At 66.4% G+C, this 14,665-nt stretch carries 10 protein-coding genes and 2 tRNA genes; 9 read left to right on the plus strand and 3 right to left on the minus strand.

What is annotated here, in order from left to right; all coding sequences use genetic code 11:
* The 8 genes from mnmC1 to AC6EI8_RS17085 form a co-directional block, all read left to right on the plus strand.
* A partial coding sequence (mnmC1, locus tag AC6EI8_RS17050) for an FAD-dependent 5-carboxymethylaminomethyl-2-thiouridine(34) oxidoreductase MnmC1 (protein WP_498382455.1) occupies window positions 1–1,154 on the plus strand: 1,154 nt, incomplete at its 5' end.
* A gap of 229 nt (window positions 1,155–1,383) precedes the next feature.
* Window positions 1,384–2,742, plus strand: coding sequence for a trigger factor (gene tig / locus AC6EI8_RS17055; protein WP_149318862.1), 1,359 nt, complete (start codon window positions 1,384–1,386; stop codon window positions 2,740–2,742).
* A gap of 83 nt (window positions 2,743–2,825) precedes the next feature.
* Window positions 2,826–3,476, plus strand: coding sequence for an ATP-dependent Clp endopeptidase proteolytic subunit ClpP (gene clpP / locus AC6EI8_RS17060; protein WP_006575957.1), 651 nt, complete (start codon window positions 2,826–2,828; stop codon window positions 3,474–3,476).
* Between the two features lie 215 nt (window positions 3,477–3,691).
* Window positions 3,692–4,966: an ATP-dependent Clp protease ATP-binding subunit ClpX gene (gene clpX / locus AC6EI8_RS17065; protein ID WP_149318861.1), complete on the plus strand. Its 1,275-nt coding sequence runs from the start codon at window positions 3,692–3,694 to the stop codon at window positions 4,964–4,966.
* Between the two features lie 243 nt (window positions 4,967–5,209).
* Window positions 5,210–7,624 (plus strand): endopeptidase La, encoded by a 2,415-nt coding sequence (gene lon / locus AC6EI8_RS17070; protein ID WP_149318860.1) that lies wholly within the window; start codon window positions 5,210–5,212, stop codon window positions 7,622–7,624.
* Window positions 7,625–7,852: 228 nt separating this feature from the next.
* Window positions 7,853–7,928, plus strand: a tRNA-Val gene (locus AC6EI8_RS17075).
* A gap of 68 nt (window positions 7,929–7,996) precedes the next feature.
* Window positions 7,997–8,073, plus strand: a tRNA-Asp gene (locus AC6EI8_RS17080).
* Window positions 8,074–8,269: 196 nt separating this feature from the next.
* A complete protein-coding gene (locus AC6EI8_RS17085; protein WP_149318859.1) occupies window positions 8,270–10,204 on the plus strand; it encodes a SurA N-terminal domain-containing protein in 1,935 nt (644 codons plus the stop codon).
* A 184-nt stretch (window positions 10,205–10,388) separates the two neighbouring features.
* On the opposite strand, the gene AC6EI8_RS17090 is transcribed toward AC6EI8_RS17085, so the two are convergent.
* Window positions 10,389–11,096, minus strand: coding sequence for an arylesterase (locus AC6EI8_RS17090; RefSeq protein ID WP_265632341.1), 708 nt, complete (start codon window positions 11,094–11,096; stop codon window positions 10,389–10,391).
* Between AC6EI8_RS17090 and AC6EI8_RS17095 the strand changes: the two genes are divergently transcribed.
* A complete protein-coding gene (locus AC6EI8_RS17095) occupies window positions 11,095–11,793 on the plus strand; it encodes an ABC transporter ATP-binding protein (RefSeq protein WP_265632342.1) in 699 nt (232 codons plus the stop codon). The genes AC6EI8_RS17090 and AC6EI8_RS17095 overlap by 2 nt on opposite strands.
* Before the next feature lie 21 nt (window positions 11,794–11,814).
* Here AC6EI8_RS17095 and pgi read toward each other — a convergent pair whose 3' ends face one another.
* The gene (gene pgi / locus AC6EI8_RS17100) at window positions 11,815–13,467 is read right to left on the minus strand and encodes a glucose-6-phosphate isomerase (RefSeq protein WP_265632343.1); all 1,653 of its coding nucleotides are present in this window, start codon (window positions 13,465–13,467) and stop codon (window positions 11,815–11,817) included.
* Window positions 13,468–13,628: 161 nt separating this feature from the next.
* A complete protein-coding gene (locus AC6EI8_RS17105) occupies window positions 13,629–14,573 on the minus strand; it encodes a DMT family transporter (RefSeq protein WP_149318856.1) in 945 nt (314 codons plus the stop codon).
* Window positions 14,574–14,665: the final 92 nt, after the last annotated feature.

Raw genomic sequence — 14,665 nt, forward strand, 5'->3', positions numbered from 1 at the left:
ACGACAGCGTGCTGTCGCGGCTGTCGCGCGCCGGCAATCTCCATGCATTGCGGGCCTGGCAGGCGCTGGCCGAGGCCGGGCATCCGGTCGGCTGGCAGGGTTGCGGCGTGCTGCAGGTCGGTCAGGACGACGAGGACACGGCGCTGCAGCAGCGCGCGCTGGCTGAACTCGGGTTCCCCGCGGAGTACGTACGCTGGATGTCGGCGCAGCAGGCTGCCGACGAGCATGGCGCCACGGTGGCGCGCGCCGGCTTGTGGTTCCCCCAGGGGGGATGGGTCGCGCCGCCCGACGTCTGCCGCGCTCAGTTGGCGATGGCGGGGGCGGCCGTGGAGACGCGGTTCGGCTGCCGTATCGCCTCCCTGCATCGGACCGATGACGGCTGGCAGGTATTCGACGAGGCAGGGCGGCCGTTGGCCGAGGCGCCGGTGCTGGTGCTCGCCAATGCGCACCACGCCAGCGGCCTGCTGCCGCTGCGCCATCTGCCGATCCGGCGCGTACGGGGGCAACTGACCACGCTCGAGCCCGGCGATGTCGCTCGCCTGGGCTGCTGGCCCGACTGTGTGGTGACGGGCAGCGGCTACCTGCTGCCGCGCGATGGCGACGGCAGCGCCAGGATCGGGTCCAGCTACGAGCCGGACGAAGGGCCGCTGGTCGAACGGGTCGAGACGCATGCCGACAATCTGCGCCGGCTGTCGGCGCTGTTGCCGGACCGGAGCGCGGCGGTCAGTGTGCTGGATCCCGCCGCGCTGCACGGCTATGTCGGCGTGCGCAGCGTCTCGCACAATCGCTTGCCGTGGGTCGGCCAGGTGGCCGACGAGGCCGAGTGCGAGCGCCGGGCCGCCTCGCTGCGCGGCGCGCATCTGCGCGATCTGCCACGGCTGCCGGGGCTGTATGTGGCGCTCGCGTTCGCCTCGCGCGGGCTGACCTGGGCGGCGCTGGCCGGCGAACTGCTGGCCAGCCGGATCGAGGGAGAGCCGCTGCCGGTGGAAAGCGATCTCGCCGACGCGCTGGATCCGGCGCGGCTGCTGCTGCGGGCGCTGCGGCATGGGCAGCACGGCGGCGACGGGCAGGATGCCGAACGGGATACCGGGCGGGATGCCGAACCGGATGCCGGGCAGGGCGCCGGGCGGCCCGGCCAAGCCCTGTCAGGGTAAAAACTGCCGGAACCGGATCGAAACCGTGCGATAATCCGCGTTTTCCGTTTGCGCGGTGTGTTTGTTTGCGCGAGTTCGCGATCGGGGCTCAGGCGGCTTGTCCGCGTGCCTCATGCGTGGCTGGTGCGTGCGAACCGTTCGACGGCCTGAGGGAGAAAACCCTGCACGCAGGCACGCAAGCGGAACGCGCTGACGAACACAACAACATTTCTGGATTGGATTGACGACCATGTCGAATGTGATTGAAAACCTCGGCAAACTCGACCGCAAGGTGACCCTGGCCATTCCGAAGGCCGAGGTCGAGAAGGAGAAGCAGGAGCGCCTGGTTCGCCTGTCGAAGACGGTCAAGATGGCCGGCTTCCGCCCGGGCAAGGTGCCGATGAAGATGGTCGAGAAGCAATACGGCCAGCAGGTCGAGTTCGAAGTGCGCTTCGACAAGGCCGCCCGCAAGTTCTTCGACATCACCCAGCAGCAGGACGTCAAGGTCGCCGGCCAGCCCAAGTTCGAGATCAAGACCGAAGGCGTGGCGGACGACGAAGTGGCATTCGACGCCACCTTCGAGGTCTACCCGGAAGTCAAGATCGGTGACCTGTCGGCCGCCGAAGTGGTCCGCACCAAGACCGAGATCACCGACGCCGAGATCGACAAGACCATCGAGATCCTGCGCAAGCAGCGCGTCCACTACCACGCCCGCGGCGAAGCCGGCGAGCACGGCGACGGCGGCGGTGAAGTGGCGGCCAAGAACGGCGACCGCGTGACGGTCGACTTCGTCGGCAAGATCGACGGCGTGGAGTTCGCCGGCGGCAAGGCCGAGGACTTCGTCTTCGTGCTGGGCGAAGGCCGCATGCTGCCCGAGTTCGAGCAGGCCGCGCTGGGCCTGAAGGTTGGCGAGAGCAAGACGTTCCCGCTGGCGTTCCCCGAGGACTATCACGGCAAGGAAGTCGCCGGCAAGACCGCCGAATTCACCATCACGATGAAGCAGGTCGAGTGGGCTCACCTGCCCGAGGTCGACGACAACTTCGCCAAGTCGCTCGGCATCGCCGACGGCAGCGTCGAGAAGATGCGCGCCGACATTCGCGAGAACCTGGAGCGCGAGGTCAAGCGCCGCACGCACGCGATGCTGAAGGACCAGGTCATGGAAGCGCTGATCAAGGCCAGCGAGCTGGACGTGCCCAAGGCGCTGATCGAGCAGGACCAGGAGCGCCTGGTGCAGATGGCCCGCCGCGACCTCGAGCAGCGTGGCATGCCGAACGCCAAGGACATGCCGATTCCGCCGGAGATGTTCGCGCAGCAGGCCGAGCGCCGCGTCAAGCTGGGCCTGATCCTGGCCGAGATCGTCAAGGCCAACGGCCTGGAGGCCAAGGCCGACCAGATCAAGGCCGAGATCGAGGAGTTCGCCAAGAGCTACGAAGATCCGAAGGAAGTCATGCGCTGGTACTACGGCGACCAGCAGCGCCTCGCGGAGATGGAAGCCTACGTGCTCGAAAACAACGTGGTAAATTTCGTGTGCGAGAAGGCCAAGGTCATCGACAAGCCGGTGTCCTTCGAAGAGCTGACGGCCGAAGGCAACGGCGGCCAGCAAGCCTGATCGAAAGAAAAAGCCGCCTTCGGGCGGCTTGTTTGCCTTTCGCCGAGGCCACTGGCCTGCCACCGAATTCTGGAGAACCCTGCATGACCCGCAATGATTTGCTCGATCGTCTCGCCACCACGCAAGCCTCGGCGCTGGAGACCATGGGCCTCGGGCTGGTGCCGATGGTGGTCGAGCAGTCCGGTCGGGGCGAGCGCGCCTATGACATCTACTCGCGCCTGCTGAAGGAGCGCCTGGTGTTCATGGTGGGCGAAGTCAACGACCAGACCGCCAATCTGGTGATCGCGCAGCTGCTGTTCCTGGAGAGCGAGAATCCCGACAAGGATGTCTTCCTCTACATCAACTCGCCGGGCGGTTCGGTATCGGCCGGTCTGGCGGTGTACGACACGATGCAGTTCATCAAGCCGGACGTGTCGACGCTGTGCATGGGCATGGCCGCCAGCATGGGCGCGTTCCTGCTGGCCGCCGGCGCCAAGGGCAAGCGCCTGGCGCTGCCCAACTCGCGGATCATGATCCACCAGCCGCTGGGCGGCGCGCGTGGCCAGGCCTCGGACATCGAGATCCAGGCGCGCGAGATCCTCTATCTGCGCGAGCGCCTGAATTCGATCCTGGCCGAGGTCACGGGTCAGCCGGTCGAGAAGATTGCCCGCGATACCGACCGGGACAATTTCATGAGCGGCGACCAGGCGGTCGACTACGGCCTGATCGACAAGGTGATCGCCCGCCGCGGTTGAGCCTGGCGCGGCGCGCCGGCTTCGAACCCTGATCCGGCCTCAAACGGCCAAGCCTACACCACATAACGAGGCCCTGCGCCTCGTTTGTGGTGTTTGCCCCCACACCTTGGGGGTTCCGCCCGCTGCCCGAAAGGTTTTGGCGTATGATGCGTTTGACGCGTATCGCCAAGGTCCTTTCTGCGCCCTGGCGCGCCCCTGCTAATGTGACGATTCCTATGGCGGACAAAAAAGGTTCATCCAGCGAGAAGCTTCTGTATTGCTCCTTCTGCGGCAAAAGCCAGCACGAGGTCAAGAAGCTGATCGCCGGCCCGTCGGTGTTCATCTGCGACGAATGCATCGACCTGTGCAACGAGATCATTCGCGATGAAGCCGCCGGCGCCGACAAGGACGCCCCGGCCGCGGCGAAGTCGGATCTGCCGACGCCGCACGAGATCCGCGAAAGCCTGGACCAGTATGTGATTGGCCAGGAGCAGGCCAAGAAGATCCTGGCCGTGGCTGTCTACAACCACTACAAGCGGCTCAAGCATCTCGGCAAGAAGGACGATGTCGAGCTCTCCAAGAGCAATATCCTGCTGATCGGCCCGACCGGTTCCGGCAAGACGCTGCTCGCGCAGACGCTGGCACGCCTGCTCAACGTCCCCTTCGTGATCGCGGACGCGACCACGCTGACCGAAGCCGGCTATGTCGGCGAGGACGTCGAGAACATCATCCAGAAGCTGCTGCAGAACTGCAATTACGAGGTCGAGAAGGCCCAGCGCGGCATCGTCTACATCGACGAGATCGACAAGATCTCGCGCAAGTCGGACAACCCGTCCATCACGCGCGACGTGTCGGGCGAGGGCGTGCAGCAGGCGCTGCTGAAGCTGATCGAAGGCACCATGGCCTCGGTGCCGCCCCAAGGCGGGCGCAAGCATCCGAACCAGGACTTCCTGCAGGTCGATACCACCAACATCCTGTTCATCTGCGGCGGCGCCTTCGATGGACTGGAGAAGGTGATCATGCAGCGTTCGGACAAGACCGGCATCGGCTTCGGCGCGCAGGTCCAGAGCAAGGAAGAGCGCGACGTCAGCGAGGTTCTGCCGCAGACCGAACCGGAAGACCTGATCAAGTTCGGCCTGATCCCCGAGTTGATCGGCCGCTTGCCGGTGGTCGCGACGCTGTCCAAGCTCGACGAGGCCGCGCTGATGCAGATCCTGGTCGAGCCGAAGAACGCGCTGGTCAAGCAGTATCAGAAACTGCTGGCCATGGAAGGCGTCGAACTGGAAATCCGGCCGGCAGCGCTGTCCGCGATTGCCCGCAAGGCCATCAAGCGCAAGACGGGTGCGCGCGGCCTGCGTTCGATCCTCGAACAATCGCTGATGGATGTCATGTACGACCTGCCGAATTACAAGGGCGTGCAAAAAGTCGTGATCGACGAAAGCACCATCACGGGCGACGCACCTCCCTTGCTGATGTACGAGGACCAGCCCAAAGTGGCCGGCTCCAACTGACGCGAACGCCGGCGCATGGGCGGATCCCGCGCCGGCAGCCAACCGACAGGCCGTTCGCGAAAAGCGAGCGGCTTTTTTTCTTCATTTCGCCAAACGAACGGGAGGAAACGCGGGTATGCTGTTTGCGCGGGATTCGCAAGTGTCGGGGCCGTCATTTGACTGATGCTGCGAACCGGTGATTGCTGTCTTGTAATCGGTTCGTGCGACCCAATTTACGCCTTAAATGACTGACTGGGGAAACTGATGTCTGGAACACAACTCCTCCCGGCTGAGCCGATTCGCCTCCCACTGTTGCCGCTGCGCGACGTGGTGGTGTTTCCGCACATGGTGATCCCGCTGTTCGTGGGTCGCCCGAAGTCCATCAAGGCGCTGGAAACTGCGATGGAGTCGGGCAAGAGCATCATGCTCGTGGCCCAGAAAACGGCGGCGAAGGATGAGCCCACCGCCGAAGACCTGTACGAGGTCGGCTGCATCGCCAATATCCTGCAGATGCTGAAGCTGCCCGACGGCACCGTGAAGGTGCTCGTCGAAGGCACGCAGCGCGCGAATATCCGCGAAGTGAGCGAGGACGACTCGCATTTCATGTGCGAGGCCGTGCCGGTGCCCCTGGGCCCGGGCGAGAGCGCCGAGACCGAGGCCCTGCGCCGCGCGATCGTGTCGCAATTCGACCAGTACGTGAAGCTGAACAAGAAGATCCCGCCGGAGATCCTGACCTCGCTGTCGGGCATCGACGAGCCGGGTCGCCTGGCCGATACCATCGCCGCGCATCTGCCGATCAAGCTCGAGCAGAAGCAGAAGATCCTGGAGATGGTCAACGTGACCGAGCGCCTGGAGAGCCTGCTGTCGCAGCTCGAGGGCGAGATCGACATCCTGCAGGTCGAGAAGCGCATCCGTGGCCGCGTCAAGCGGCAGATGGAGAAGAGCCAGCGCGAGTACTACCTGAACGAGCAGGTCAAGGCCATCCAGAAGGAACTGGGCGAAGGCGAAGAGGGCGCCGATCTCGAGGAGCTCGACAAGCGCATCAAGGCCGCCCGCATGCCGAAGGAGGCCAAGAAGAAGGCCGAGGCCGAGTTCAAGAAGCTCAAGCTGATGTCGCCGATGTCGGCCGAGGCGACCGTCGTGCGCAACTACATCGACACGCTGGTCAACCTGCCGTGGCGCAAGAAGAGCAAGGTCAATAACGACCTGGCCAACGCCGAGCGCGTGCTCGACGAAGACCACTACGGTCTCGAGAAGGTCAAGGAGCGGATCCTGGAATACCTCGCCGTGCAGCAGCGCGTCGACAAGGTCAAGGCGCCGATCCTGTGCCTGGTCGGGCCGCCCGGGGTCGGCAAGACCTCGCTGGGTCAGTCGGTGGCGCGTGCGACGAACCGCAAGTTCGTGCGCATGGCGCTGGGCGGCGTGCGCGACGAGGCCGAGATCCGCGGTCACCGCCGGACCTACATCGGTTCGATGCCCGGCAAGATCCTGCAGAGCCTGACCAAGGTCGGCGTGCGCAATCCGCTCTTCCTGCTCGACGAGATCGACAAGATGGGCATGGACTTCCGCGGCGACCCGTCGTCGGCGCTGCTCGAGGTGCTGGACCCGGAACAGAACCACACGTTCCAGGACCACTACATCGAGGTGGACTTCGACCTGTCGGACGTGATGTTCGTGGCGACCTCGAACTCGCTGAACATTCCCCCGCCGCTGCTCGACCGGATGGAAGTGATCCGGCTGTCCGGCTACACGGAGGAAGAGAAGGTCAATATCACCCAGCGTTACCTGCTGCCGAAGCAGATCCGCAACAACGGCCTGAAGCCGGGCGAGATCGAAGTCACCGAAGCGGCGATCCGCGACATCATCCGCTACTACACCCGGGAAGCCGGCGTGCGCTCGCTCGAACGCGAGGTGTCGAAGATCGCCCGCAAGGTGGTCAAGATGCTGCTGCTGAAGAAGGAGAGCGGCACGGTCAAGGTCGATTCGGACAACCTCGACAAATTCCTTGGCGTGCGCAAGTACGACTTCGGTCTGGCCGGCAAGGAAAACCAGGTGGGCCAGGTCACGGGTCTGGCGTGGACCGAGGTCGGCGGCGATCTGCTGACGATCGAGGCGGCGCTGATGCCGGGCAAGGGCAATATCACCCGCACCGGCTCGCTGGGCGACGTGATGAAGGAATCGGTCGAGGCAGCCCGTTCGGTGGTGCGTTCGCGCGCCCGCCGGCTGGGCATCACGGACGAGATGTTCGAGAAGCGGGACATCCACATCCACGTGCCCGAGGGCGCGACGCCGAAGGACGGTCCGTCCGCCGGTATCGCGATGACGACGGCGCTGGTGTCGGTGCTCAGCGGCATCCCGGTGCGCGCCGATGTGGCGATGACCGGCGAGATCACGCTGCGGGGCGAAGTGCTGCCGATCGGCGGTCTGAAGGAGAAGCTGCTGGCCGCCCACCGCGGTGGCATCAAGCTGGCGCTGATTCCCGAGGAGAACGTCAAGGACCTCGCCGACATCCCGGACAACGTCAAGAACAATATCGAAATCGTTCCGGTGCGCTGGATCGACAAGGTGTTGGAAATGGCGCTCGAGCGCAAGCCCGAGCCGTTGCCGGAGGAAGTCGCCAGCCCTGCCGAAGTCAAGGACAAGGGCGCGGCTGCCACGCACGAGATGATTCACCACTGATCGCGTGAGGGCGGGGCGGGGCGATCCCGACCGCGCCCGCCGGCACCGCAAAACCGCAGGGTTCGCCCTGCGGTTTTTTTTCGCGCCGCGCGGTGTTCGGCTTGGCAAAGCCAAACGCGCTGTATTACACTTGCGGCCTCGCAGCGCAAACGGCAGTCAACGGCTGATACGTGCGCGGCGATACAGCCTGATTGGCGGCATTGCGGCCACATCGCGGCAACATCGAGCGGGTGCTTAGCTCAGCTGGTAGAGCGGCGCCCTTACAAGGCGTAGGTCGGGGGTTCGATCCCCTCAGCACCCACCACTCACTCGATGGCCCGATCGCCATGCCCCGCGTCATCAGGCCGTGTCGCCGGTGGCGAGACCGACATCGGAGTGGTAGTTCAGTCGGTTAGAATACCGGCCTGTCACGCCGGGGGTCGCGGGTTCGAGTCCCGTCCACTCCGCCACATTGCATCCGGGCACCGCCAGGTGGCCGGCCGAATCAGCCGCCTCCATGCGGCTGTTTTCATTTGTAGCCCGTCTTGTAGCCCGTCTTTTTGCCCAGTCCGCAGCGGCCGCCGGCGCCACATCCACAGGGCGACCCTGCGCAGCCTGCTAGAATCGCGGAGTTTGACCTCCGTCCCAACTTGATCCCGAGTCAGCATGCTTGATTTCGTTCGCAACAACCGGCGCCTGATGCTTTTGCTGCTGCTGGTGCTGGTGTTTCCGTCGTTCGTGTTCTTCGGCGTGGAAAGCTATTCGCGCTTCATGGACAGCTCGCACGACGCCGCCAAGGTCGGTGGCCGCGCCATCACCCAACAGGAAGTCGATAACGTGCTGCGCGAGCAGTCGGAGCGGATGCGTCAGGTGCTGGGCGCCGCCTACGATCCGCGCCAGTTCGAAGGGCCGGAAGCGCGCAAGGCCGTGCTCGATCAGCTGATCCTGCAGCGCGTGGTCGCCGACGAGGTCAATCGCGAGCATCTGACCGTGTCGAACGAGCGCCTGTACGAGGCGATCATCGCGATCCCCGCGATCGCACAGCTGCCGAAGAAGGCGGACGGCACGGTCGAGGACAAGGCCTATATCGAACTGCTGGCCTCGCAGGGCATGACGCCCGAACAGTTCGACGCACGCATGCGCTTCGACCTGGCGACACAGCAGCTCGGCCAGTCGATCGGTGCCACGGCCTTCATGCCGAAGTCGCTGCTCGACCGCCTGATCGCCGCGCGCGACCAGCAGCGCGAGGTCCAGCCGCTGCTGCTGAAGGCGACCGACTACGCCGCCAAGGTCACGGCCGACGACGCCGCGCTGAAGGCGTACTACGACAAGCATCGCCAGGCCTTCAGCGTGCCAGAGCAGGCCAAGGTCGAATACCTCGTGCTGTCCGCCGATGCGCTGGCCGCCGGCATCAGCATCACGCCCGAGCAGCTCAAGTCCTACTACGACAGCAATATCGCGCGCTTCCGTACCGACGAGCAGCGCCGCGCCAGCCATATCCTGATCGCCGCCTCGAAGGACGCGCCCGCCGCCGAACGCCAGGCCGCCAAGGACAAGGCGACCAGGCTGCTGGAAGAGCTGCGCAAGCATCCGGACACCTTCGCCGACGTCGCGCGCAAGCAGTCGCAGGATCCGGGCTCGGCGGAGAAGGGCGGCGACCTCGGCTTCATGGGCCGGGGCGCGCTGGTCAAGCCGTTCGAGGACGCGATGTACGCGCTGCAGCCGAACCAGCTCAGCGATGTGGTCGAGACCGACTACGGCTATCACATCATCAAGGTGACCGAGATCAAGCCGTCGCAGACGCGTCCGCTCGAGGCGGTCAAGACCGAGCTCGAAGCCGAACTGCGCAAGCAGCTGGCGGCCAAGCAGTTCACCGAGCAGGCCGATGCCTTCGGCAATACCGTCTATGAGCAAGCGGATAGCCTGAAGCCGGCCGCCGACAAGTTCAAGCTGACGATCCAGACCGCCGACAACGTGACCCGCGCGCCGAACCCCGCGCTGGGCGCCAACAATCCGCTGAACAACGAGAAGGTGCTGACCGCGCTGTTCAGCGATGACGCGATCAAGAACAAGCGCAACACCGAAGCGATCCAGGTCGGTCCCGAAACGCTGGTTGCCGGCCGTGTCGTCGAGTATCGCCCGGCGTCGGTGCGGCCGTTCGACGCGGTGCGCGACCAGGTCCGCGCGCAGTACGTGGCAGAGCAGGCCGCCGAACTGGCGCGCAAGGACGGCGAAGCGCAGCTCGCCAAGCTCAAGCAGAGCGGTTCGGCCGACGGCTTCGGCGCGGCCGTGACGGTGTCGCGCCAGCAGCCGGCCGGTCTGGCGCCGAAGGCGGTCGAGGCCGTGATGCGTGCCGATGCGTCGAAGCTGCCGGCGATGGTCGGCGTCGATCTGGGCGCGCAGGGCTATGCGATCTATCGCATCGCCAAGGTTTCGCAGCCGGCGCAGGCCAATCCCGCGCAGCGCCAGGCCGATGCCCAGCAGCTGTCGCAGCTGGCCGGCCAGAGCGAGCTGGAAGCGTTCTTCGAGAGCCTGAAGGCGCGGTCGGACGTCGAGGTGCTCAAGCCCGCGGCGCCGGCGGAATCCCAGCCGGCAGGCTGATGGCGATGGACAGGCCCCGCAGGGTCTGCCCGGTAGTCATGGAGAATGCATGGAGGAAAGGGGCCCCGCGGGGCCCCTTTCTCATGCGCCGGTGGTCAGGGCCACCGGGCTGCCGTTCAGGCCGGTGGTCAAGGCCGCCGTGCGGCCGTTCACCCATCCATCCTGCAGGGCACCGTGCTGCGGCTTACCCGCGGCGCTGCTGCGCCTTGCCTTCCTCCGCGCTGCGCCGCTGGCGCTTGAGCAGCGGCTCCAGCTGCGGCCAGACGGTGTCGAGCAGCGCCGGCTGGGCCTGCGCGGTCGGATGGATGCGATCGTCCTGGAACCAGTCGGGCCGCGTCACCACCTTGTCGAGCAGGAAGGGCACCAGCGGCAGCTGATACTCCTTCGCCAGCTTCGGATACAGCGCGAAGAAGCGCTCGGTGTAGTCGGGCCCGTAGTTGGGCGGGATCCGCATGCCGATCAGCAGCACGCTGGCCTTGGCCGCCTTCGCGCTGGTGACGATCTGGCGCAGATTGGACTCGGTGCTCTGCAGCGGCAGGCCGCGCAGCGCGTCGTTGGCGCCGAGCTCGACCACCACGACGGCGGGGCGGTGGCGGGTCAGCAGATCGGGCAGACGGGTCTTGCCGCCCACCGTGGTCTCGCCGCTGATGCTTGCATTGACGACGCTATAATCGAACCTCTCCGCGCGCAGGCGGTCTTCCAATAACTTGACCCATCCTGCGCCGCGCGCGATGCCATATTCCGCCGACAGGCTGTCGCCAAGCACCAGGATGGTGGGCGCGCGTTGCGCCAGTGCCGGCATCGCCGCCAGCGCCAGCAGCCCGCCCAGCACCAGGGCGCGCCAGCGTCCACCGATGTCCCGCCAGAAACCGTTCCGGAAACCCTTGCTCATGTCCTCATCCATTCTTGCTGTCGAATCCTTGGGAAAGACCGTGACGGACGCGACCGGTTCGCTGACGATTCTGCACGACGTGTCCTTTTCCGTCACGCCCGGCGAAACGCTGGCCATCGTCGGCGCCTCGGGTTCGGGCAAATCGACGTTGCTCGGGCTGATGGCGGGCCTGGATCTGCCGAGCCGCGGCACCGTGTCGCTGCACGGGCACGACCTGTTCGCGCTCGACGAGGACCAGCGCGCCGCGCTGCGCGGCCGGCATGTCGGCTTCGTGTTCCAGTCCTTCCAGCTGGTCGGCCATCTGACCGCGCTGGAGAACGTGATGCTGCCGCTGGAGCTGCGCGGCGAGACCGACGGCGTGCGCGAGCGCGCCAAGGGGATGCTGGAACGGGTGGGCTTGGGCGCGCGCCTGTCGCACTATCCGCGCACGCTGTCGGGCGGCGAGCAGCAGCGCGTGGCGCTGGCCCGTGCCTTCGTCACGCGGCCCGACATCCTGTTCGCCGACGAGCCGACCGGCAGCCTCGATACCGCGACCGGCGAAGCGGTGATCGCGCTGATGTTCGAGCTGAACCGCGACGCTGGCTCGACGCTGGTGCTGGTCACGCACGACCGCTCGGTCGCGGCGCGCTGCGGCCGCATCCTGACCATCGAGGCAGGGAAGGTCGCCAGTGACGAGTGGATGGGCGCCGAGGTCTGAGCACGCGGCCAGGGCCGGCGCTCAGCCTCCGCGGGCCAGCGCGCTTCTGGCGCGCGCGATCAGCGCGCTGGTGGACGGATCGTGCGGGCCTTCGCCGCGTCCGTTCAGCTCGGCCTCGATCGGCCGCGCCAGCAGCTTGCCCAGTTCGACGCCCCACTGGTCGAACGAGTTGATATTCCAGATAGCGCCCATCACGAAGGTGCGGTGCTCGTACAGCGCGATCAGCGCGCCCAGCGCGCGCGGCGTGATGCCCTCGATCAGCAGCATATTGCTGGGCCGATTGCCCGCGAAACGCATATGCGCGATGCGCTCGGGCTCGACGATGCCGGCCGCGCGCAGTTCGTCCTCGGTTCGTCCGCGCATCAGCGCCTCGGCCTGCGCGAAGCAGTTGGCCAGCAGCTTGGCATGATGGCCCGGCAGCGTGCGCGGGGCGGACAGCGGCGCGACGAAGTCGACCGGCACGATCTGCGAGCCCTGGTGGATCAGCTGGAAATAGGCGTGCTGGCCATTTGTGCCGGCCGTCCCCCAGACCACGGGCGAGGTGTCGACGCGCACCGGCTGGCCGTCGCGCTGCACCGACTTGCCGTTGCTCTCCATTTCCAGTTGCTGCAGGAAGGCGGGGAACAGTTCCAGCGAGGTCGAGTACGGTGCCATGCAGCTGGTCGGCAGGCCGAACACATTGCGGTACCAGACCCCCAGCAGGCCGAGGATCACCGGCATGTTGCGCGCGAGCGGCGCGGTGCGGAAGTGCTCGTCCATCTCGCGGCCGCCGGCCAGCAATTCGGCAAAGGCCTCGAAGCCCAGCGCCAGCGTGATCGACAGCCCGACCGACGACCACAGCGAAAAGCGGCCGCCGATCCAGTCCCAGAACTCGAACATATTGGCCGGGTCGATGCCGAAGGCGCGCACCGCCTCGAGATTGGTCGAGACCGCGACGAAATGGCGCGCCAGTCCGCTCTCCGGCACGCCGCGCGCGACAAACCACTGGCGCGTGCTGTTGGCATTCGCCATCGTCTCGAGCGTGGTGAAGGTCTTCGAGCAGACGATCACCAGCGTGCGTTCGGGATCGAGCCGCGCCAGCGTCTCGGCCAGCTCGGTGCCGTCGACGTTGGAGACGAAATGCACGCGCGGCCCGGACACCTTGCCACCTTCGCTACCATCGCCGGCGAGGTGCGCCAGCGCGCGGCACACCATGCGCGGTCCGAGGTCCGAGCCACCGATGCCCAGGTTCACCACGTCGGTGATGGTCTTGCCGCTATGCCCCTTCCATTCGCCGCTGCGCACGCGCTGCGAGAAGTCGCGCATGCGCGCGAGCACATCGTGCACCGCCGGCATCACCGGCTTGCCATCGACCTGGAACGGGGCATCGGGCGCGGCGCGCAGCGCCATATGCAGCGCGGCCCGGTCCTCGGTCGCATTGATATGTGCGCCAGCGAACATGGCATCGCGCCGCGCGGGCACGCCGGCCTCTTCGGCGAGCTGGACCAGCAGGTCCATCGTCTCCGGCACGATGCGGTTCTTCGAGTAGTCCAGGAACAGGCCGGCCGCTTCCAGCGAGAACCGGTCGACCCGCTCGCGGGCGTCGGGCGCGGCAAACCAGTCGCGCATCCGCTGGTCGCGGATCGCTTGGTAGTGCTGCTGCAGACGTTGCCAGGCGGGAAGATCAGTAGGCATTGCGAAATACGGGCGGAGTAGGGTCGAACGCAAAAAAGTCGAGCGGACGATGCAAGCGGATCACGAGCGCGGAACGAGCGCAAAAAAAACGAGCGCAGACGACGCGGAACGTGCCGAGTATAGCGTGCACATTCGGCGAAAACTGTCAGACAACGCCGCAATCAGCGCGTTCCGCCGAGGCTCCTGGCCACCAGCCGCAATGCCGATTCGCCGCCCGCGACCCAGACGCCGCCGGCGCAGATCACCGCGATGCCCAGCGCCGTGGTCCAGTCCGGCAGCTGGCCGAAGGCGAGGAAGCCGACCGTGGTGGCCGAGATGATCTGCAGATAGAGGAAGGGACTCAGGAACGATGCGTCGGCGTACTGGAAGGCGCGGATCACGAAGTAGTGGCCGAGCGAACCGGTGATGCCCGCCGACAGCAGCAGCGCGCATTGCAGCGGCGTCGGCATCGCGGTGAACCAGAAGAAGGGCACCAGCAGCGTGGTCAGCGCGGCGCCGGTGATGCCGCTCCAGATCAGCGTGGTCATCGGCGCATCGTGGGCCGCCATGCGCCGCGTCAGCATCTGCAGCAGCGCGAACAGCAGTGCCGAGGTGAGGCCCAGCGCCACGCCGCCGGGCGTCAGCTCGCCGCCGGGGCGTACCACCACCAGCATGCCGGCAAAGCCGATCAGCACGCCGCTCCAGCGCATCAGGCGGGCGTGGCGGCCCGGGCGTTCGCCGAGCAGCCATGGCGACAGCGCGACGACGAACAGCGGCGCGCAGAAGTTCAGCGCGGTGGCCGTCGCCAGCGGCATCAGCTTCAACACCGAGAAGAACACCAGCGTCGAGGCCAGCATCAGGCCGCCGCGCATCCATTGCAGCCGTGGCTGGCCGGTGCGGACCTGTGCCCGGAAGCGCGCCGGGCCGAGCAGCAGGAAGATGGCGACCACATGGCCGACGTAGCGCACCCACGCGACCGCCATGATCGGCAGGCCCTGCTGGGTCAGCGTCTTGCCGGTGGCATCGAGCAGCGTCAGGATCCATTGGCCCAGCACCAGCAGCGCGATGCCGGTCAACAGTTGCCGGCGGCTCGGCGCCGCGCCCTGTATCGGGATCGCGCCGCTCATTGCCGCGCACCCGGCATGACCAGCGCGTTCAGTTCGTACCGCGCGGCGCGGGGCAATTCGCCGGCGGTCAGCCCGGCGGGGCCTTCGCCGCC

This window comes from Cupriavidus sp. R6-3, from assembly GCF_059772245.1.

Excerpts from the sequence above, each read along its gene's own strand:
- tig (WP_149318862.1), top strand. The coding sequence starts at position 1,384 with ATGTCGAATGTGATTGAAAACCTCGGCAAACTCGACCGCAAGGTGACC.
- clpP (WP_006575957.1), top strand. The coding sequence starts at position 2,826 with ATGACCCGCAATGATTTGCTCGATCGTCTCGCCACCACGCAAGCCTCG.
- clpX (WP_149318861.1), top strand. The coding sequence starts at position 3,692 with ATGGCGGACAAAAAAGGTTCATCCAGCGAGAAGCTTCTGTATTGCTCC.
- lon (WP_149318860.1), top strand. The coding sequence starts at position 5,210 with ATGTCTGGAACACAACTCCTCCCGGCTGAGCCGATTCGCCTCCCACTG.
- AC6EI8_RS17085 (WP_149318859.1), top strand. The coding sequence starts at position 8,270 with ATGCTTGATTTCGTTCGCAACAACCGGCGCCTGATGCTTTTGCTGCTG.
- AC6EI8_RS17095 (WP_265632342.1), top strand. The coding sequence starts at position 11,095 with ATGTCCTCATCCATTCTTGCTGTCGAATCCTTGGGAAAGACCGTGACG.
- AC6EI8_RS17090 (WP_265632341.1), bottom strand. The coding sequence starts at position 11,096 with ATGAGCAAGGGTTTCCGGAACGGTTTCTGGCGGGACATCGGTGGACGC.
- pgi (WP_265632343.1), bottom strand. The coding sequence starts at position 13,467 with ATGCCTACTGATCTTCCCGCCTGGCAACGTCTGCAGCAGCACTACCAA.
- AC6EI8_RS17105 (WP_149318856.1), bottom strand. The coding sequence starts at position 14,573 with ATGAGCGGCGCGATCCCGATACAGGGCGCGGCGCCGAGCCGCCGGCAA.